Raw genomic sequence first — 18,937 nt, forward strand, 5'->3', positions numbered from 1 at the left:
GCGCGCGCCGGTCAGCGTGACCGCTACGGCTACGGCGTCAGCGCGTCCGTCAGCAGCGCGACGAGCGCCTCGTGCTGGACGTCGGCCGACGACTGCACCTCCTCGTCGGAGCCGTCGAGCGCCCGGGCGGCGAGCCCCGCCTTGCTGTCGATCAGCTCGGCGATCCGCGCGTCGATGGTCTGCGCAGCGATGATGCGCCACGCGGTGACGGGTTCGGTCTGCCCGATCCGGTGGCTGCGGTCGATGGCCTGGGTCTGCTCCGCGTCGGTCCAGGAGAGCTCGGCGAGCACGATGTTGGAGGCGACCTGCAGATTGATCCCCACGCCGGCCGCGGTGAGAGAGCAGACGGCGACGGCGACGCCGGGATCGTTGACGAAGGCGTCGATGTGCTTCTGCCGGGCGGTGGGCGTCTGGTCACCACGGATCGACGAGAACCGGATCCCGAGCTTGGCGAAGGTCTCCTCGGCGGCATCCATCACGTCGACGTGCTTGGCGAAGAAGACGACCTTGCCGGCGCTGCGCGCGAGCTGGGCGGTGTAGTCGGCGGCGAGGCCGGCCTTCGCCTGGCCGATGCGCCGCATCATGCCGAACACGTTCTCGCCGGCCTCCGCCGTGGTCGCGTCCTTCAGCTCCCACCGGGCCACCCGGCGCACGAGGTCGTGGTCGATCCCCTCGACGGGGGCACCGGACGCGCGGCTCGCGAGCGCGCTCTCGTACCGCGACACCAGCCGCCGGGCGAGGTCGCGCTCGGCCGCCCGGATCGAACGGCCGGCCTTGTCGTCCAGCTCGACGGGGAGGTCCGCGATCCGGCGGGCGGGGATGTCGGCGGCCACGTCGACCTTGCGGCGACGGACGACGCCCAGGTCGATCACGCACCGGCGAGCGGCGGGGTGGAAGCCGGGGTCCGCCGGCGACAGGCCGGTCTCCTCGAGCGCGTCCATCAGGTCGGCGAGCGGCTTGGTCTCGTCGATCCAGCCGAGGAACTGCCAGATGGCCCGGAAGTCGTCGATGTCGTTGATCAGCGGGGTGCCGGTGAGGGCCATGAGCAGGGGGCGCGCGGTGCGGGACCGGATGCGCTCGGAAAGCTCCAGGACGTGCTGCGAGCGCTGGGAGGTCTTGTTCTTGATGAAGTGCGCCTCGTCGACGACCATGCCACGGAAGCCGAACTCGCCGAACCAGCCCACGTGGCGGTCGAGCACCTCGTAGTTGACGACGACGACGTCGGCGAAGCCGTTGACCGTGTCACCGTTGCCGTGGACCACGGTGGCCGAGCGGTGCGGCGTCCAGAGGCCGGCTTCGCGCGCCCAGTTGGTCTTGACGACGCTCGGTACGACCACGAGCAGCGGATACGCGTTCGCCGCCTCCGCGGCGAGCAGCGCCTGCGCCGTCTTGCCCAGGCCGGGCTCGTCGGCGAGCAGGAAGGTCCGGTGGCCGGCGGCCGCTGCGGCGACCAGTTGCGCCTGGTGCGGCATCAGCTCACGACCGCCCGCCGCGTGCCGGTCGGACGGCGCGGGCAGGTCCATGCACGCCGGAGCTCCGCCGCCGGCGCGCTCGAAGGAACTGAGCAGCGGGCCGAGCAGCTCCCACCCGGCCAGCCGCTGCGGCCGGGCCCTGCTGCTCTGCCGGACGGAGTCGTAGTCGGGGGCGAGGAAGGGGTTGGCCAGCTGCCGTGAGACGACCGACTGCGGCACGACCCGCCGCTCGGGCGCGGCGGAGGCCTCCGCGCGCACCGTCGGCGCCGCTCCGTCGGTGGCCCCGACACCGACGACGCCGCGCAGGTCCCGCCCGACCGACCGGGCGGGGTCGGCGGCGACGGCGTCCGAGGCGAGCAGCGCGAGGAGCGCGGGGTCGCGCACGGCGGTCCTCGCCAGCACGGTCGCGATCCCGTCGAGGCGTTTGAGCTGCTCCGCCCGGTGGCTCTCGCTGCTGGTCCGGTCTCCCCGGACCCGCGCGCGCTCCTCCCGCAGCTCCAGCGCGACGGCCTGGAACCTCGTGCGCACGGCGGGTGTCACGGGGCCGCGCTGGGCGGCCGCCTCGACGTCCCGGACGGCCCGGGCGAGCCCCGACAGCACGTCGCCGCGGTCGCGGGCGCGTCGCTCGTCCCGCGGGGCGGTACGGCGAGTGCCCGTCGGGCGCTGGCCTCCTCGAGCCACGAACTCCTCCTCCTGGATGCCCGGCACGGCTGCCGCGGCGGCCGGATGCCGCACACGGTCCCGCCGTCGCGGCGAGAACGTCGCGCGGCGCGGGCCCGGGGAACTGCCCCGCGCACGCGACCCGGCCCACCGATCTGCGGAGATCGCGCCTCGGGGCCGCAACCCGTCCACGGTGGGGACCGACGGCCACTTGTGGATGGCCTGAGCACCGACCGCAGAGGGCGCGCCGCAGGACGCGCGGCGTCGCCCGGGGCGGTGCTCGACCGATGCTAGCGCCTCGGCCCGTGCGGGGACGGCCGCACCAACCGGAACGGCCCCCACAGTGACTGTGAGGGCCGTTCCGTCGTTGTAGCGGGGGCAGGATTTGAACCTGCGACCTCTGGGTTATGAGCCCAGCGAGCTACCGAGCTGCTCCACCCCGCGTCGGTGAGATCACCATACCCCAGCTCCCGGCTCGCTGCCGCGAGGGGTGGCCGGGCCGCCGGGACGGCGGCCCGACCACCCCGTGGATCACCCGGTCGGGCTCGCGCCCGCCTGCCCGACCGCGGCCTGGTACGCCTGGATCGCGGCCTGCAGGTCGGCCTGCGCCCGACCGATGCCCTCGAAGTCCGCGTTGCGCTGCGCGTTGGCCAGCGCCTCGAGGGCCGCGTTGATCTGGCCGACCGCCTGGTCCCGCGCCGGGTTGTCCGAGCCGCCGTCCCCGGCCGGCGGTTCACCGGTCGGAGCCGGCTCCCCGGTCGGTTCCGTCGGCTCCGGCTCACCGGTCGGCGCGGTCCCGCCGGTGTTCTCGCTGTCGGCAGCGGCCTCCCCCGCGCCCGCGCCGAACACCTGGTCCAGTGCCTCGGAGAGGGTGTTCGCGTAGCCGACCCGGTCGCCGTAGTTGACCAGGACCTTCTGCAGCAGCGGGAAGGCGTTCTCGCCCGACCCCTGGACGTACAGGGGCTCGACGTACAGCAGTCCGCTCTCCCCGATGGGCAGGGTCAGCAGGTTCCCGAACACCGCCTCGGAGTTGGCGCTGTTGAACAGCGTCAGATCCGGTCTGACCTGGTTGTTGCTCAGGAACGAGTTCTGCACCTGCTGCGGCCCGCGGAACGGCGTGTTGCCCGGCAGCCGCAGGACCTGGACCTCCCCGTACGTGGCCGGGTCGCTGGAGGCGGAGATGAACGCCGACAGGTTCTCCCGCTCGAACGCGTTCAGCGCGCTGGTGAGCTGGAAGCTCGCGCCCTCGTCACCCGGCCGCTGGGCGAGGATGTAGTACGGCGGCTGGTCGTCGGTGGCGTTCGTGATCGTCGGGTCGCTGGGCACCTGCCAGCGGTCGTTCTGGTTGTAGAAGTCGACCGGGTTGGCCACGTGGTACCGGGTCAGCACCTCGCGCTGCAGCTTGAACAGGTCCTCCGGGTAGCGCACGTGGCCGACGAGTTCGTCGTCCATCGCGCTGCGCGGCTCGATGACGCCGGGGAACGCCTTGCGGTAGGTCTGCAGCACCGGGTCGCTCTCGTCCCAGGCGTACAACCGCACGGTGCCGTCGTAGGCGTCGACCGTGGCCTTGACCGAGTTGCGGATGTAGTTGAACTGCTGGTCGGGCAGGGCCGTGGTGCCCGTGCCGGTGAGCGCGTCGGTGGCGGCCTCCCCCAGCGACATCTGCTCCGCGTACGGGTAGTCGTCCGAGGTCGTGTACCCGTCGAGGATCCACACGATGCGGCCGTCGACCACCGCCGGGTACGGGTCGCCGTCCACCTCGAGGAAGGGTGCGGCCTTCTCCACCCGGTCCCGGGGGTCGCGGACGTAGAGCACCCTGGACTCGTCGTTCACGGCCCCGGAGAGGATGAAGTTCCGCTCGCGGTAGTAGATGGCGTAGGTCAGCTGCCGGAAGAAGCTGCCCATCGAGACGCCACCCTGGCCGTCGTACGTCGAGTTGATCTGCCCCTCGTCCGAGCCGCCCTCCGGCTGGTCGAACTCACGCGGGTCGCCGCCGCCGACCACCGAGTACACGTCCTGGCCGTTGTCGTTGAGCAGCTCGCCGTAGTAGATGCGCGCCTGCTCGACCTCGATGTCGCCGCGGGTGGGCAGGTCGCCGGTGGTGAAGTTCGGCTCGCCGCCCTCCTGGCCGGCGACCACCTGGTTGGCCGGTGCGGCGACGAAGCCGTTGCCGTGGGTGTAGACGGTGTGCCGGTTGATCCAGCTGCTCTGGTTCTCACTGAGCCCGGAGCTGTTGAGCTCGCGGACGGCCACCACGTAGTCCTGGGTGACCCCGTCGATCGTGTACCGGTCGATGTCCAGCTTCTCCGGGAAGCCGTAGACGTTGCGGATCTGCTGGCGGGCGGTGAACGTCGACGCCAGGACGTTGGGGTCCAGCAGCCGGGCGTTCGGGATCGTCTCGGTGTCGTTCCGCAACTCCGCCAGCGCGGCATTGGTGTCGGCCTCGCTGCCCGAGGACTCGGTGGCGTAGTTGACGTACTCGACCTCGGAGAGGTTGTACGCGTCCAGCGTCGACCCGATGGCCCGCTGGATGTACTCCTGCTCCTTCTGGTCGGCCGAGGGGCGGACGACGAACTGCTGCACGATCGCGGGGTAGGCCACTCCGATGACCAGGCTGGCGATCAGCAGGAGCACCAGCGCGGCGGCCGGCAGCAGGGTGTTGCGCACCACGATGTTGGCGAAGAAGGCGATGGCGCAGATCGCGGCGACGAACACCAGGATGTTCTTCGCCGGCAGCAGCGCGTTGACGTCGGTGTAGGACGCCCCGGTGAACACGTCACCGCGGTCGGAGTAGACCAGCCCGAAGCGGTCCAGCCAGTAGGCGAACGCCTTCAGCGCGACGAACAGGCCCAGCAGCACCGACAGCTGCACCCGGGCGGCGCCGCTGAGCTTCTGCCCCGGAGTCTGCAGCCGCAGCCCACCGAACACGTAGTGCGTGAGCACGGCCCCGATCAGCGCCAGCAGCACGATGGTGAACCCGAAGCCGAGCACCAGCCGGTAGAAGGGGTAGTCGAAGACGAAGAACGAGATGTCCCTGCCGAACTGCGGGTCGGTCCGGCCGAAGTCCGTGCCGTTGCGGAACTGCAGCCAGGTCTGCCAGCTGCCCTGCGCGGTGAACCCGGCGAACAGCCCCAGCACCACGGCGATCGCGGTGAGCACGACCTTGCGGCGCGGCTCCAGCGACTGCCGGTACCGCTCCAGGTTCTGCTGCTCCAGCGACATCGGCCGGAAGGTCGGCCGGAACCGGTACGCGAGGTGGACCGACAGCGCCACCAGCCCGCCGGTCGCCAGGCCGGCGACGGCGAACAGCAGCGCGCGGGTCTGGACCTCGGTCCAGAAGACCTCGGTGTAGTTGGTCTCGTCGAACCACAGGTAGTCGACGTAGACGTTGGTCAGCGTGCCGATGACGGTGAACAGCACCAGCAGCACGGCGACGGCGCCGATGACCAGCTTGGCGCGCCGGGACAGCGTCGGCACCGGCACGGGGGGCCGCATGGCCACGGTCGGTCTCCTGTCTTCCTACGACCTCGGTGGTGGCGCGGTTGCCACCGGACGGCGACCACGGGCCTCGGCACCGCCGGGTCCGGCGGGACGGGCCACACGGGTCCGTTCCCTCAACTTCTCCCGGCGACGGCGGGTTCCCGGCGTCGGCACAAGCACACCACGGTTCCCTGACTGCCGGTCCGGTGGTGTCCGCCGGTGGGCGTCAGCAGGGCTCAGGGGTCTTCCCCGCGCGCAGGTCGGCGAGCGCGTCGAGCGCGTCGTCGAGGGTGGCGACCTCGGCCATGGCCAGGCCCGGCTGGGCGTTCTGCACGGCCTCGGCGCAGTTCTCCGCCGGCACCAGGAACAGCTCCGCGCCGAGCTCGCGGGCGGCGACCATCTTCAGCGGGATGCCGCCGATCGGGCCCACGTTCCCGTCGCCGTCGATGCTTCCGGTGCCGGCCACGACCGCCCCGCCGGTCAGGTCGTCGTCCCCGACCAGGTCGATGATGCCCAGGCTGAGCATCAGGCCCGCGGACGGCCCGCCGACGTCGTCCACCTCGATCGAGACGTCGAACGGCGCGTAGGGCGTCTGCAGGACCATGACCCCCAGCGCGGAGCCGCCGCCCTCCGCGGCGGGGCCGGTGGTCACCGTGCCCGAGCCGGGAACGCCCTGCCGGGTGTAGGCGACGGGCACCGCGGTGCCCGGCGCGATGCCCGCGAGCACGGTCGACAGCGTGTTCAGGTCCGGCGTCGCGGTGCCGGCGATCGCCTCGATCGCGTCGCCGGCCTCCAGCTGCCCGGTGGACGGCGAGTCCTCGCTGAGGTCCTGGACGACGACCTTCTCCGGGTACCCGAGCTCCCCGAGGGCGGCGCTGCGCGCGGCCTGCTCGGAGGTGAGGAAGGCCTGCCGGTTCTGTTCCTGGGTCTCCTCGACCGACCGGTCGGAGGGGTAGACCTGCTCCCGCGGGACGACGGTGACCTCGTCGTCGAACCAGCCCTGCACCGCCCCCACCAGGGTGAGCGGCCCCTGCGGCACGCCGACGGTGGTCAGGTTCAGGTTGCCCGAGGTGTCGTTGGCCTCCCGGCCGGTGACGGTGATGATCGGCTGCCCGTCGATGTCGCCCAGCGTGTTGTAGGTGGGCCCGGGGACCTGCGCGACGTAGGGCACCGGCAGCAGGGCGCCGAGCACGCCGAAGACGAACAGCAGCACCGTCCCGGTGGCCAGGACGGTGGTCCGACGGCTCACGTCTCCTCCTCGCACGGACGGCGGGACCCGGACCCGCCCCGTCGAACGGCGAGGGTAGGCGACCGAGCTGACCGCCCGCCCGGGCGACGTCCGCTCAGGGCGGACGGCGGAGCTCCCCCGCACCCCCGCGCGGGCGCTCCGAGCAAGGTCAACCCGTCTACGGTGGTGCCATGAGCGATGTCCCCTTCGGCTTCGGGCTCCCCGACCGCGACCCCGAGCGCCGGGGTGAGCCCGGCGCCGGCGGCAACGACCCGTTCGGCTTCGGCGCCCTGTTCGGCGGCGGCGCGGGTGCCGGCGGCACACCCGAGGAGCTGCTGGGCAAGATGCCGCTGTTCGCCGAGCTGCAGCGCCTCATGAGCTGGTCCGGCGGGCCGGTGAACTGGGACCTCGCCCGGCAGGGCGCGATCAGCCAGCTGGCGCCCGGGCACCAGCCGACGTCGGCGGGCGAGCGTTCCGCCGTCGCCGAGGCGCTGCGCCTGGCCGACCTCTGGCTGGACCAGGTCACCGAGCTGCCCTCCGGCGTCGACCGGGCGCTGGCCTGGTCCCGCGTGGAGTGGGTGGAGCAGACCCTGCCGGCGTGGACCGCGCTGATCGACCCGCTCGCGGAGCGGGTCGTCGCCGCGATGACCGGCGCGCTGCCGCAGGAGGCCGCCGCGATCGCCGGCCCGCTGGGCGGGCTGATGAGCCAGATGGGCGGCGTCATGTTCGGCGCCCAGGTGGGCCAGGCCCTGGCCAAGCTCGCCGACGAGGTCGTCACCAGCACCGACGTCGGCCTGCCCCTGGGGCCCACGGGCGCCGGCGTCCTGGTGCCGCAGAACGTCGCCGCGTTCGGTGCCGGACTGGACCGGCCGGACGACGAGGTGCGCCTGTTCATCGCGCTGCGCGAGGCGGCGCACCAGCGCCTGTTCGCGCACGTGCCGTGGCTGCGCCAGCAGCTGACCGACGCCGTCCACGCCTACGCCCGGGGCATCCACGTCGACCGCGAGGCGATCGAGCGGGGGCTGAACGAGGCGATGGGCGGCGGCCTGGGTGGCGGCTTCGACCCGAGCGACCCCGAGAGCATCCAGCGGCTGCTGGGCAGCGGTGTGCTCGAGCCGGAGGAGACCCCCGAGCAGCAGATGGCGCTGCGCCGGCTGGAGACGCTGCTCGCCCTGGTCGAGGGCTGGGTGGACAGCGTGGTCGCGGCCGCGGCGGCCGATCGGCTGCCGGGCTACCCGGCGCTCGCCGAGACGATGCGCCGGCGGCGTGCTTCCGGCGGCCCGGCCGAGCAGACGTTCGCCACGCTGGTGGGCCTGGAGCTGCGACCGCGCCGGCTGCGGGACGCGAGCACGGTGTGGGGCGCCATGGCCCAGCAGCACGGGTCGGCCGAGCGGGACCGGCTCTGGTCGCACCCCGACCTGCTGCCGACCTCCGACGACCTCGACGAGCCGCTGGACTTCGTCGCGCGCCAGGGCGCGGCCGACCCGTTCGCCGAGCTGACGGGTGGGGACGGCGACGCCCCGGCGGACGACCAGCGCCCGGCCGACGGCGAGGAGGGACCCACGCGGGGCTGACGAAGGACCCCCTTCCTCCCCACCACTCGCTGCGCTCGCGGCGGGCCCCTGGAAGGGGGCCGTCCTAGTCGACGGCGCCGGGCTCCAGCTCGTCGTCCTCGCCCGCCGGCGGCAGCGCGCCCGCGGCCCGGGACTCCACGCCCTCCAGGAAGCCCAGGGCGCGCTCCATCCGCGGGTAGACCTGCACCAGCGCCCAGAACCGCGCTTCGTGGCCGGGCTCGAGCAGGTGCGCCAGCTCGTGGACGAGCACGTAGTCGACGACGTACTCGGGCATGCCGCGCAGCCGGCTGGACAGCCGGATGGTGCGGTCGGCCGGGGTGCAGGAGCCCCAGCGGCGGTTCTGGTTGTCGACCCAGCGCACGCTCGCCGGCACGGCCCGGCCGCCCAGCCACGCGGCGGAGAGCTCCTGCGCGCGGGCCATCAGCTCGTCGTCCGACGCCAGGCCGCGCGAGCGCCGTTCCTCGCGGGTCTGCAGCTTGGTGACCATCCGGTCGACCCAGCGCCGCTCCTCCGCGGCGCTGAACGCGGCCGGGATCAGCACGACGGTGCGCCCGTTCTCGCGGTAGGCCGTCACCGTCCGCCGGCGGCGGGCGCTGCGGCGGACCTCCACCGGCTCGGTGGCCGTGTGCCCCGTCGACCCGAGTGCCGCCTGTCCGGGGGGAACGGGGACGGAGGCGGCGGGCGCAGCCGGCAGGCCACGGTCGAGTCGCTGTTGCACGAACGCACCGTAGCCATCAGGCGACGGTCCGCCCAGCCCGGGGACACCCGACCGGGGACAGGTCCACACAGGCGGTGGACAGCGGGTGGCAGGGGGTCCCCCGTTCGGTGGACCGGCGGCTCGCCGTCCACAGGCCGGGTACGCCGTCCCCGCAGCTCAGCCCGTGGAACCGCGGACCGGTCGGAGTATTTCCCCGGGCCCACCCCCCGTCGGTGCACAGCGACACTCCGACGGTTCCCCACTGTGTCCACAGTGTCGTCCACAGGCTGTGGGCAGCGGGCACCGACCGCGTCCGGCGCTGGCAGCCTCCTGACCGTGACCGAGAGCCCGCATCCCCTCCTCCCGCCCGGCACGGCGGTACTGCGGCTCGGCGGGGACGGGCGCACCGGCGGTGCGGTCCAGGTCGGTGGCGTCGACGGCGCCGACGGCGTCCGCATCTCCTCCGCCGGGCCGGGGGTCGACGCGCTCCTCCGCCGGCTGGACGGGCGCCGCTCCGAGCGGCAGCTGCGCGGCGAGTCGGTCGCGGAGGGCACGCCGGCCGACGTGGTCGACGACGTGCTGGGCGGTCTCCGCGCCGCGGGACTGGTGCACGACCTGACCGCCGCGGACCTGCTGGCCATCGACCCGGGCCCGGCCGCCGCGGCCCGCGCCCTCACCGAGCTGCCCGCGGCCGTGCCCCGGTCGGCTGCGGGCGGGCGCTGGCGGGACCGCCGGCAGAGCGCGGTGGTGGTCGACGGCGCCACCCGGGTGGGGACACCGCTGGCCGCGGTCCTCGCGGCCAGCGGCGTGGGGCGGGTGCACGTGCGCGACCGGGGCAGCACCCTGGCCGCCGAGGCCGTGGTCGGCGGGGTCGCGGCGAGCGACGAGGGCCGCCCCCGGTCCCTGGCCGCCGCCGACGCGGTCCGCCGGGTGAGCCCGCTGACCGAGCTGGGCCCCCTGCCGCCGGGGCGGTCCCCGGACGTGGTGGTCCTGTGCCGGCCGTGGGCGGCGCTGGACCCGCTGACGGCCGCGCTGCACCGCGACGGCACCCCGCACCTGGTGGCCACCGTCCGCGGCGAGAACGGGGTCGTGGGCCCCCTCGTGCTGCCGGGGAGCAGCAGCTGCCTGCGCTGCGCGGACGCCTGGCGCCGGGAGGACGACCCGGCCTGGCCGCGACTGGCCACCCAGCTCACCGCACGGGAACCGGTCCCCAGCGGGGCGACCGTCACCTGCCTGCTCACCGCGCTGACCGCGGCCGTCCAGGTGCTCGCCCACCTCGACGGGGACGCCACTCCTGCGGCGGTGGACGCCACGCTCGAGTTCCGTCCCCCCGGGCTGCTGCCGCGGTTGCGCCGCTGGCCGCGGCACCCGGGTTGCTCGTGCTCCGGCCCGGCCGGGGGCGCCGCGACCGGGCAGCGTGGACAATGACCTGGTGACTGACACCGGACGGGACATCCCCCGTGGGACGGTCTCCCGGACGGCGAAGCTGGCGTCCCTGCCCCTGGGCGCCGCCGGGCGGGCCACCCTGGGCATCGGCAAGCGGTTGTCCGGGCGCTCGTCCGAAGAGGTCAACGCCGAGCTGCAGCAGCGCACCGCCGAGCAGTTGTTCGCCGTGCTGGGGCAGCTCAAGGGCGGCGCGATGAAGCTCGGCCAGCAGCTGTCGATCTTCGAGGCCGCCGTGCCCGACGAGGTGGCCGGGCCCTACCGCGAGGCGCTGGTGAAGCTGCAGGAGGCGGCTCCCCCGATGCCGGTGAAGACGGTGCACGCCGTGCTGAACCAGCAGCTCGGCGGCCGGTGGCGGGAGCGGTTCCGGGAGTTCGACGACGCACCCGCCGCCGCGGCGAGCATCGGCCAGGTCCACCGGGCCACCTGGCGGGACGGCCGGGAGGTGGCGGTCAAGATCCAGTACCCGGGGGCAGGTCCGGCGCTGATGGCCGACCTCACCCAGCTCGCGCGCTTCGCCCGGCTGTTCGCGGCGCTGTTCCCCGGCATGGAGGTCAAGCCGCTGATCGCCGAGCTGAAGGCCCGGGTGGTCGAGGAGCTGGACTACGGGCTCGAGGCGGACGCGCAGCGCACCTTCGCCGCCGCCTACGCCGGCGACGCGCAGATCGTCGTGCCGCGCGTGGTGGCCAGCGCGCCGAAGGTCATCGTGTCGGAGTGGCTGGAGGGCATCCCGCTGTCCCGGATCATCGCCGAGGGCACCAAGGCGCAGCGGGACCGGGCCGGGCTGCTCCTCGCCGAGCTGCACTTCTCCGGCCCCGAGCGGGCCGGGCTGCTGCACGCCGACCCGCACCCGGGCAACTTCCGGCTGCTGGACGACGGCCGGCTCGGCGTCATCGACTTCGGCGCCACCGCCCGGCTGCCCGACGGCCATCCGGAGCCGATCGGCCGACTGGTGCAGTGGGCTCTGGACGGCCGGGCGGAGGACGTGCTGACCGACCTGCGGCGCGAGGGTTTCATCCGGGAGTCCGTCGAGGTCGACGCCCAGGGGGTGCTGGACTACCTGCTGCCGTTCCTGGAGCCGGTCGCCGTCCCCCGGTTCCGGTTCACCCGCCGCTGGATGCAGGAGCAGGCGGCCCGGATCGGCGACCCCCGCAGCGACGCCAGCCGACTGGGCCGGCAGCTGAACCTGCCGCCGGCCTACCTGCTCATCCACCGGGTGACGATCGGGTCGATCGGGGTGCTCTGCCAGCTCGACGCCGAGGCGCCCTACCGCGGCGTCGTCGAGGAGTGGCTGCCCGGCTTCGCGGCTTGAGCCGGCCCGCCGTCCCGGTCAGGTGCGGATGTGCTCCTCCTGCCCCCGGTCCGGGTGCCAGGACCGGATGCGCAGCGCCGTGCGGTCGTCGGTGAGTCCGGTCCACACGACCTCGGTGAGGTCGAGGCGGAAGACGTGCGCGCCGTCGTCGCCGGGCGCCTCCCCGATCACCTGCCCGGCGACCTTCGCCTCCCCCGGCCAGGTCGACCCGTCCTCCCCCGGGTCGGCGGTGGGGCTGTGCAGCGCCACCCGGGGATCCCGCAGCAGGTCCTGGACCTTGCGCGCGCCCGGCATGGACCCGATGCGCAGTTCTCCGTCGTCGCTGAACTCCACCTCGGTGCCGCTGATCCGCGGTGCGCCGCTCGCCCGCAGGGTCGCCATCGTCGCGTGCCTCCCGGCCGTGAAGGCCGTGCGGACGACGGCGGCCAGCTCAGGGACTGCTTCCTCGACCTCTCGCCAGCTCGCCATGCCAGGAGTGTGACGGCGGGCGGCGACCGCACACTCCCGGGCGCGCGCCCCTAGTGGGTGAGCTTGAGGCCGACGACGCAGCCGACGATGCCCACCAGCAGCAGCACCCGGACGGCCGACACCGGCTCCTGCCCGGCCCACATCGCGTAGCCGGCGGTGAGGGCGGCGCCGATGCCCACCCAGACGGCGTACGCCGTGCCGATCGGCAGCCCGCGCATGGCGTAGGCGAGACCCGCCATGCTGGCGGCGAGGGCCACCGCGAAGACGGCGGTCGGGACCAGCCGGGTGAACCCCTCGCTCCGGCCGAGGGCGGTGGCCCAGACGGCCTCGAGGACGCCGGAGAGGACGAGGACGAACCAGTACACGGGAACTCCTGGAACGCCGTCTTGTCGCTGTCCGGGTACGGCGTGCTCGTCCGGGAGTCCTGTCGCGGACCCGTCTCCACGATCTCACGGCCGGCGCCGGCCGGGTGGTGACGATGACCACCCGGCGGCCCGCGCCCTGGGGCGCCGGGCGGCTCAGCGCTGCTCGTTGATCCGGATCAGGTTGCCCGCGGGATCGCGGAAGGCGCAGTCGCGGACGCCGTACGGCTGCTCGGTCGGCTCCTGGACCACCTCGGCGCCGCCGGCCTGCAGCCGCTCGAAGGTGCCGTCGAGGTCCTTGGTGGCCAGCAGGATCATGGCGTAGGTGCCCTTGGCCATCATCTCGGAGATCGTGCGGCGCTCGTCCTCGGTGATGCCGGGGTCGGCGGCCGGCGGGTGCAGCACGATCGACGTGCCGGGCTGGTCGGGCGAGCCGACGGTGATCCAGCGCATCCCGCCGTACCCCACGTCGTTGCGGACCTCGAAGCCGAGGACGTCGCGGTAGAAGGCCAGGGAGGCGTCGGGGTCGTCGTGCGGGAGCATCGTCTGGTGGATGGTGAGGTCCATGGCGGTCACGCTAGGTGCGGCTCGGCGACCGGTGCTTCTCGATTCCTGACCGGTCTGGTCACCTGTCTCGCCACGCACGACGGCATCCCCGCCGCCGCCTCCGAGGCGAGTCGCCGGTAGGTGCTGGGCGGCATGCCGACCAGCTCGGTGAAGCGGGTGCTGAAGGTGCCCAGCGACGAGCAGCCGACCGCGAAGCAGACCTCGGTGACGCTGAGGTCGCCGCGCCGCAGCAGCGCCATCGCCCGCTCGATGCGCCGCGTCATCAGGTAGCCGTACGGCGGCTCGCCGTAGGCCGCCCTGAACTCGCGGCTGAGGTGCCCGGCGGACATGTGCACGCCGCGCGCCAGCGCCTCGACGTCCAGTGGCTGCGCGTACTCCCGGTCGATCCGGTCCCGGACCCGGCGCAGCCGGGCGAGGTCACGCAGCCGCTGCGCCGCGGCGGGTGTGCTGCTCACCTGCCCGATCGTGCCCCATCGCACCGGCCGGTGGTCGGGTGACGACGCGCGTGACGGCCGGGCCCGGACGCGGTTCGCGTCCGGGCCCGGCGTGGGAGGGGTGGGTCCGGGTCACCAGACGGCGGCGCTGAGCCGGGCGGCACGCCGGGACGCGCGCTCGGCCTTGCGGTTCCACCGGCGGGCGGCGACGAGGCGCCGCGCGCGGGCGGTCCGATCCGCCTCGGCGACCCGCTCGGCCATGTAGGCGCGGGTCAGGTCCTGGTCGATCAGGTACATCGCACGTCCTCGGGGTGTGGGCGCGCCGTGCGGCGCGAGCTGGTGCATCGGGTGGGTGGTCCCCCGGCGCCCGGGCGCGGGACGGGGGCCGGTCGGGTGCCGCGGTGGTGGCCGGTCACGCGGCGTCCTCCGCGCGAACCTTGCGCGGACGGCCGCGCGGACGCTTGCGGGCGATGACGACCCCGTGGTCGAAGATCTCGCCGCCCCAGACGCCCCACGGCTCGCCGCGGTCGAGGGCACCGGCCAGGCAGGCGGCCTGCACGGGGCACTGGTGGCACCACGTCTTGGCCTCCTCCAGGCGGGCGGGGCTCTCGGCGAACCAGAGCTCGGGGTCCTGGACCCGGCAGGGCAGCACCCGGCGGGTGGGCGCGGTCTCGCGACCGCTGGTGGACACGTGCGTGCGGTCGAACCCTCGCCGGCGCTGGGACGCTGCGGAGTCGATCGTGGTCGGCACGGCCGGTCCTCCTCTTCCTTCGTCTGTGCGGCCGGACGGCGGATCCCGCCGACCGGTGGTCGGGGTGGGGTCCGCGGGGCCATCACAGGACGAAGGCCGCGGATCCCGGTGTCCGGGTTCCGCGGCCTCGAGGAGGACCAGCTGAGCGCGCTAGCTCAGTGGGTCTTCCGGGGGCAGGTCACCCGGGGTGGTGCGCTGCGCGGGGACGCCGGGAGAGGCGAGACCCGTGCGGGTCTGGTGCTTGACGGAGGCGGGCGTGCCGGTGGAGATACCGGTGGCGTCGGGCGCGAGATCGCGCAGCCGGACCGCGGTCGTGGCGACGGGCAGACCGGTCCCCTGGAACGGAGCGGCGGACGGCGCCATCCGGACGACCTGCTCGGTCCACGCGGGGGTGCACGCGCCGGCAGCCGGCGTGGGGGCCGCGATGCCCGAGCCGGTGGCGACGAAGTCGATGCTGATCACGGGGCCCCTCCTCTCCGGGGACGGAGGCCGGTCTGCCGGCCGGTCTCGCTGCGCATGCTGCGTCCTGGGTCACAACCAGGTGGTGCAGCGAAGGCTAGGGGAGCTCGCGGAGGCCGGTCAAACGAATTACGAGAACTTTCTGGGAGAAGACGTCGTCGCAGGTCAGCGGCGCGTCAGGCGTCGACGGCCGCGAGCACGCCGGCGCCGTAGAGCTCCAGCTTGCGGGCCCCCACACCGGGCAGCGCGGACAGCTCCCGCAGCGACCTCGGCCGCGCCTCGGCGATCGCCTGCAGCGTCGCGTCGGTGAAGACCACGTAGGCCGGCACCGAGGCCTCCTGGGCGGTGGCGCTCCGCCACGCCCGCAGCCGCTCGAACAGCTCGCCGGCCTCCCCCTCGAGCACCACCTTCGGGCGCTTGGCCGGCCGCCGGGGTGCCGCCGGGAGGTCGGGGGTGAGCCCCTCGAGGAATCGGCTGCGCGGCCGGGACCGCCGCCCTCCGGGGTTGCGGGCCAGCGACCAGGACAGCGTCAGCTGCTCGCGCGCCCGGGTGACGGCGACGTAGAGCAGCCGCCGCTCCTCCTCCACCGAGTCCGGGCGGGACAGCGACTGGGCGATGGGGACGACGCCGTCCACCAGCCCGACCACGAACACCGCGTCCCACTCCAGACCCTTGGCGGCGTGCATGGACGCCAGCGTGACGCCCTGCACCGTGGGCGCGTGCTGCGCGTTCGCGCGCTCGGCCAGGTGGGCGACGAAGCCGGCCAGGTCGAGGCCGGGCTGCTCGGCCACCAGGTCGACGGCCAGGTCGACCAGCGCGGCAAGCGACTGCCAGCGGTCCCGGGCCGCGCCACCGGCCGGCGGCAGGTGCTCGGCCCATCCGGTGGAGGCGAGCACGTCGCGGACGGTGGGCACCAGCGCGCCGGCCTCGTGGCCCCCGGCGGCCGCGCCGCGCAGCAGCAGCACCGCCTCGCGCACCTCGGGCCGCTCGAAGAACCGCTCCCCGCCCTTGAGCACGTACGGGACGCCGACGTCGGTCAGCGCGTTCTCGTAGACCTCCGACTGGGCGTTGATCCGGAAGAGCACCGCGATCTCGCTCGCCGGCATCCCCTCGTCGATGAGCTGCCGGCAGGCCCGCGCGACCGCGGCGGCCTCGGTGGGCTCGTCGGGGTGCTCGGCGAACCGGGGCGCCGGGCCCTCCGGTCGCTGGCCGAGCAGGCGCAGCCCGGGCAGCCCGCGCCGCGGCGGAGCCTGCCCGATCAGCTTGTTCGCCAGCGCCACGACCTGGGGCGTGGAGCGGTAGTCGCGCTCCAGCTTGACCACCTCGGCGTCGGGGTAGCGGTCGGCGAAGCCGAGCAGGTGGTCGGGGTCGGCGCCGGTGAAGGTGTAGATGGTCTGGTTGGGGTCGCCGACGACGCAGACCTCCACCCGGCCGCCCAGCCAGGCGTCGAGCAGCCGCTGCTGCAGCGGGTTGACGTCCTGGTACTCGTCGACGACGAAGTGCCGGTACTGGGCCCGGATCTCGCGGGCGACGTCGTGGTGCTCCTCGATCGCGTAGGCGGTGACCAGGAGCAGGTCCTCGAAGTCCAGGACGCCGTCCCGTTGCTTGGCGGCCTCGTAGCTGCGGTACACCTCGGCCACGGCCGCGGCGTCGAAGGGCAGCTCCCGGCCGGCCGCCGCGGCCCGGGCCGGGTAGTCCTCGGGCGTGGCCAGCGTGGTCTTCGCCCACTCCACCTCGCTGGCGAGGTCGCGCAGGCTGGTGCGGTCGGTGCTCAGCCGGTGCCGGGACGCCGCGCCGGCGACGAGCCGCAGCTTGTTCTCGACCAGGCCGGGCATGGGCCCGCCCAGCACCCGCGGCGCGAAGTAGCGCAGCTGGCGCATCGCGGCGGCGTGGAAGGTGCGGGCCTGGACGCCGCCGACCCCGAGCGCCTGCAACCGCCCCCGCAGCTCCCCCGCCGCGCGGGCGGTGAACGTCACGGCCAGGACCTGCTCGGGGACGTACTCGCCGAGGTGCACGCCGTAGGCGATGCGGTGCGTGATGGTGCGGGTCTTGCCGGTGCCCGCGCCGGCGAGGATGCACACCGGCCCGCGCACCGCCGACGCGGCGGCCCGCTGCTCGTCGTCCAGCCCGGCGAGCACCGCCTCCGCCCCGGTCAGCGCCGCCCCGTCCACCTGTCCTGCGATCCCCGGCGTCCCCACGTCCCCGATCCTCCCAGCCCGGGCCGACGACCCGGGGAAGCATCCCCAGGGGAGAGGTGTTCGCTCCAACTGATGAGCCCCGTGGCGCCTCTTCCCACCTGGGGTGGTCGGCCCGGGGAGGAACGAGGGAGGATCCACCCGATGAGCGCCTCAGCGTCCGCGGTGACCATGTACACGACCGACTGGTGCGGTTACTGCTTCCGGCTGAAGAAGCTGATGCAGCGCGAGTCGATCGACTTCGCCGAGGTGAACATCGAGCACGACGCGCAGGCCGCTGAGCTGGTCATGCGCGCCAACGGAGGGAACCGGACGGTGCCGACGCTGGTCTTCGCCGACGGCACCGCGCTGACCAACCCGAGCATCGACCAGGTCAGGACCCAGCTCGAGCAGCTCTCCGGCGCGTGATCCCGGACCCGCGGCCCCCAGCGGGTGATGATCGCCCGTAGCGGGGCCGCGGGGGTGCCCCCGTCCGACACGTCGCCGGCACTGGGAGAGGGTGTGATGGACCCCGTCGCGGACCCCGCACGCCCGGACGTCGCCGGCGACCTCCTGCGCACACCCGAGGGCCTGCCCGCCGCGCTCGTGGTGCGCAGCCATCGCGGCTGGACCGTGCTGGGCCCCGACGGCCCGGTGGACACCCGGACCTCCGGCGCGGCGCTCGACGGGCTGTCCCTGGTCGAGGCGATGACCCTCGCCGACCTCGTGGCCGAGGAGCTGGGCGCCCATCCCGAGCCGGGACGCCAGGCCCGCCGTGCCGCTCGCGGCCCGGCCGCCGTCGCGGCTCCGGACGACGACCCCCGGGCCGCCGAGCTCGCCGAGCTGCGCCGGACCATCAGCCAGCTCGAGCACGCCCTCGCCGCCCGTGTCTCGATCGAGCGGGCCATCGGCGTGCTGGCCGAGCGGCACTGCACCACGCCCCGCGTCGCCTTCGAGGAGCTGCGCCGCCGCGCCCGCTCACAGGGCCGCCCCGCCCACGAACTGGCCGCGGAGGTGCTCGGGACGCTGCCCGCCGCCGCCCCGGACGAGCCCCCGGTACCCGCCCCGGTGCCGGAGGCGCCGCGCGTCGTGCGCCCGCGCCCGAGCCGGGTGCCGTCCGCGGACGGCGCCTTCCCGGAGACGCACAGCTGAGCGCACCGGTCCCGCTCTCCCCCGCCGCGCTCGCCGACCGGCTGGCCGGTCTGCTCGCCGACGTCCCGCCGGAGCCGGGTGCCGCCGCGCTCCGGGTCGCCGTCGACGGGCCCGACCTGCCCGTCCCCCCGGGCGGGACGGGCCCGCACGCACTCGCCGCGGCGTTGGCCGAACGGCTGCCCGTGCACAGCCGGCCGGCGGTCCTCGTGCCGGCGGAGGGCTTCTACCGGCCGGCGTCCCTGCGGCTGGAGCACGGCCGCACCGATCCCGACGCGCGATACACCGACTGGCTCGACACCCCCGCCCTCGCCCGCGAGGTGCTCGACCGCAGCGGCCCGCAGGGGCCCGGGGAGTACCTGCCGGCGCTGTGGGATCTCACCCGCGACCGGGCGGCCCGGGAGAGCTACCGGCCGGTGCCGCCGGGCGCGGTCCTGCTCGTGCCCGGGTCGCTGCTGCAGGGGCTGGGGCTGGCCTTCGACGTCGTCGTGCACGTGCGGGTCAGCCCGCCGGCGCGCCACCGCCGGATCCCCGCGGACCGCGCCTGGGAGCTGCCGGCGTTCGACCGCTACGACGCCGAGGTCGACCCGGTGGCCCTCGCGGACGCCGTCGTCCTGGCCGACCACGCCGACCGCCCCGCCCTCGTGCTGCAGGGCCGCCTTGCCTGACGGCCCCGCTGCAGGAGCCCGCCGCGAGCCTGCGAGCGG

General features: G+C 74.6%; 18 protein-coding genes, 1 tRNA gene and 1 riboswitch. Of the genes, 6 read left to right on the top strand and 13 right to left on the bottom strand.

Annotation, left to right across the window (positions count from 1 at the left end):
• Nucleotides 1-29: 29 nt before the first annotated feature.
• The 4 genes from HK417_RS11275 to HK417_RS11290 form a co-directional block, all read right to left on the bottom strand.
• The gene (locus HK417_RS11275; RefSeq protein WP_222266410.1) at nt 30-2,153 is read right to left on the bottom strand and encodes a DEAD/DEAH box helicase; all 2,124 of its coding nucleotides are present in this window, start codon (nt 2,151-2,153) and stop codon (nt 30-32) included.
• 349 nt (nt 2,154-2,502) lie between these two features.
• Nucleotides 2,503-2,576 (bottom strand) — tRNA-Met (locus tag HK417_RS11280).
• Between the two features lie 87 nt (nt 2,577-2,663).
• Entirely contained in the window at nt 2,664-5,627 is a 2,964-nt protein-coding gene (locus HK417_RS11285; protein WP_261326403.1) for a UPF0182 family membrane protein, read from the bottom strand.
• A gap of 211 nt (nt 5,628-5,838) precedes the next feature.
• Nucleotides 5,839-6,861: a YlbL family protein gene (locus HK417_RS11290; protein WP_222266414.1), complete on the bottom strand. Its 1,023-nt coding sequence runs from the start codon at nt 6,859-6,861 to the stop codon at nt 5,839-5,841.
• A gap of 170 nt (nt 6,862-7,031) precedes the next feature.
• On the opposite strand from HK417_RS11290, the gene HK417_RS11295 reads away from it, so the two are divergent.
• Nucleotides 7,032-8,414 carry a zinc-dependent metalloprotease gene (locus HK417_RS11295; protein ID WP_222266416.1) on the top strand — a complete coding sequence of 461 codons (1,383 nt, stop codon included), beginning with the start codon at nt 7,032-7,034 and terminating at the stop codon, nt 8,412-8,414.
• A gap of 64 nt (nt 8,415-8,478) precedes the next feature.
• On the opposite strand, the gene HK417_RS11300 is transcribed toward HK417_RS11295, so the two are convergent.
• On the bottom strand, nt 8,479-9,132 hold the full coding sequence (locus tag HK417_RS11300) for a M48 metallopeptidase family protein (RefSeq protein ID WP_308123514.1): 654 nt from the start codon (nt 9,130-9,132) through the stop codon (nt 8,479-8,481).
• 315 nt (nt 9,133-9,447) lie between these two features.
• Between HK417_RS11300 and HK417_RS11305 the strand changes: the two genes are divergently transcribed.
• Entirely contained in the window at nt 9,448-10,539 is a 1,092-nt protein-coding gene (locus tag HK417_RS11305; RefSeq protein WP_222266419.1) for a ThiF family adenylyltransferase, read from the top strand.
• Between the two features lie 4 nt (nt 10,540-10,543).
• Entirely contained in the window at nt 10,544-11,866 is a 1,323-nt protein-coding gene (locus tag HK417_RS11310) for an ABC1 kinase family protein (protein WP_222266421.1), read from the top strand.
• A gap of 18 nt (nt 11,867-11,884) precedes the next feature.
• Here the strand turns inward: HK417_RS11310 and HK417_RS11315 are convergent, their stop codons facing one another.
• The 8 genes from HK417_RS11315 to HK417_RS11350 all read right to left on the bottom strand — a co-directional run bounded on the left by HK417_RS11315 (nt 11,885) and on the right by HK417_RS11350 (nt 17,105).
• Nucleotides 11,885-12,334, bottom strand: a complete 450-nt coding sequence (locus tag HK417_RS11315) for a pyridoxamine 5'-phosphate oxidase family protein (protein ID WP_222266423.1) — start codon at nt 12,332-12,334, stop codon at nt 11,885-11,887.
• Nucleotides 12,335-12,384: 50 nt separating this feature from the next.
• Entirely contained in the window at nt 12,385-12,699 is a 315-nt protein-coding gene (locus tag HK417_RS11320; RefSeq protein ID WP_222266425.1) for a DMT family transporter, read from the bottom strand.
• A 10-nt stretch (nt 12,700-12,709) separates the two neighbouring features.
• A riboswitch (guanidine-III (ykkC-III) riboswitch) is annotated at nt 12,710-12,774 on the bottom strand.
• 78 nt (nt 12,775-12,852) lie between these two features.
• On the bottom strand, nt 12,853-13,263 hold the full coding sequence (locus HK417_RS11325; protein ID WP_222266427.1) for a VOC family protein: 411 nt from the start codon (nt 13,261-13,263) through the stop codon (nt 12,853-12,855).
• Between the two features lie 5 nt (nt 13,264-13,268).
• A complete protein-coding gene (locus HK417_RS11330) occupies nt 13,269-13,718 on the bottom strand; it encodes a helix-turn-helix transcriptional regulator (RefSeq protein WP_222266429.1) in 450 nt (149 codons plus the stop codon).
• Nucleotides 13,719-13,829: 111 nt separating this feature from the next.
• Nucleotides 13,830-13,994 (bottom strand): hypothetical protein, encoded by a 165-nt coding sequence (locus HK417_RS11335; protein ID WP_222266431.1) that lies wholly within the window; start codon nt 13,992-13,994, stop codon nt 13,830-13,832.
• Between the two features lie 115 nt (nt 13,995-14,109).
• Entirely contained in the window at nt 14,110-14,448 is a 339-nt protein-coding gene (locus HK417_RS11340) for a WhiB family transcriptional regulator (RefSeq protein WP_222266433.1), read from the bottom strand.
• A gap of 150 nt (nt 14,449-14,598) precedes the next feature.
• Nucleotides 14,599-14,910 (bottom strand): hypothetical protein, encoded by a 312-nt coding sequence (locus tag HK417_RS11345; protein ID WP_222266435.1) that lies wholly within the window; start codon nt 14,908-14,910, stop codon nt 14,599-14,601.
• A 173-nt stretch (nt 14,911-15,083) separates the two neighbouring features.
• Nucleotides 15,084-17,105 carry an ATP-dependent helicase gene (locus HK417_RS11350; RefSeq protein ID WP_308123515.1) on the bottom strand — a complete coding sequence of 674 codons (2,022 nt, stop codon included), beginning with the start codon at nt 17,103-17,105 and terminating at the stop codon, nt 15,084-15,086.
• A gap of 141 nt (nt 17,106-17,246) precedes the next feature.
• On the opposite strand from HK417_RS11350, the gene HK417_RS11355 reads away from it, so the two are divergent.
• The 3 genes from HK417_RS11355 (at nt 17,247) to HK417_RS11365 (ending at nt 18,898) form a co-directional block, all read left to right on the top strand.
• Nucleotides 17,247-17,510: a mycoredoxin gene (locus HK417_RS11355; RefSeq protein ID WP_222266436.1), complete on the top strand. Its 264-nt coding sequence runs from the start codon at nt 17,247-17,249 to the stop codon at nt 17,508-17,510.
• 96 nt (nt 17,511-17,606) lie between these two features.
• Nucleotides 17,607-18,233: an ANTAR domain-containing protein gene (locus HK417_RS11360; protein WP_222266438.1), complete on the top strand. Its 627-nt coding sequence runs from the start codon at nt 17,607-17,609 to the stop codon at nt 18,231-18,233.
• A gap of 164 nt (nt 18,234-18,397) precedes the next feature.
• On the top strand, nt 18,398-18,898 hold the full coding sequence (locus HK417_RS11365; RefSeq protein WP_261326381.1) for a uridine kinase: 501 nt from the start codon (nt 18,398-18,400) through the stop codon (nt 18,896-18,898).
• Nucleotides 18,899-18,937: the final 39 nt, after the last annotated feature.

The organism is Modestobacter marinus (assembly GCF_019799945.1).
Classification (GTDB): Bacteria; Actinomycetota; Actinomycetes; order Mycobacteriales; family Geodermatophilaceae; genus Modestobacter; species Modestobacter marinus_B.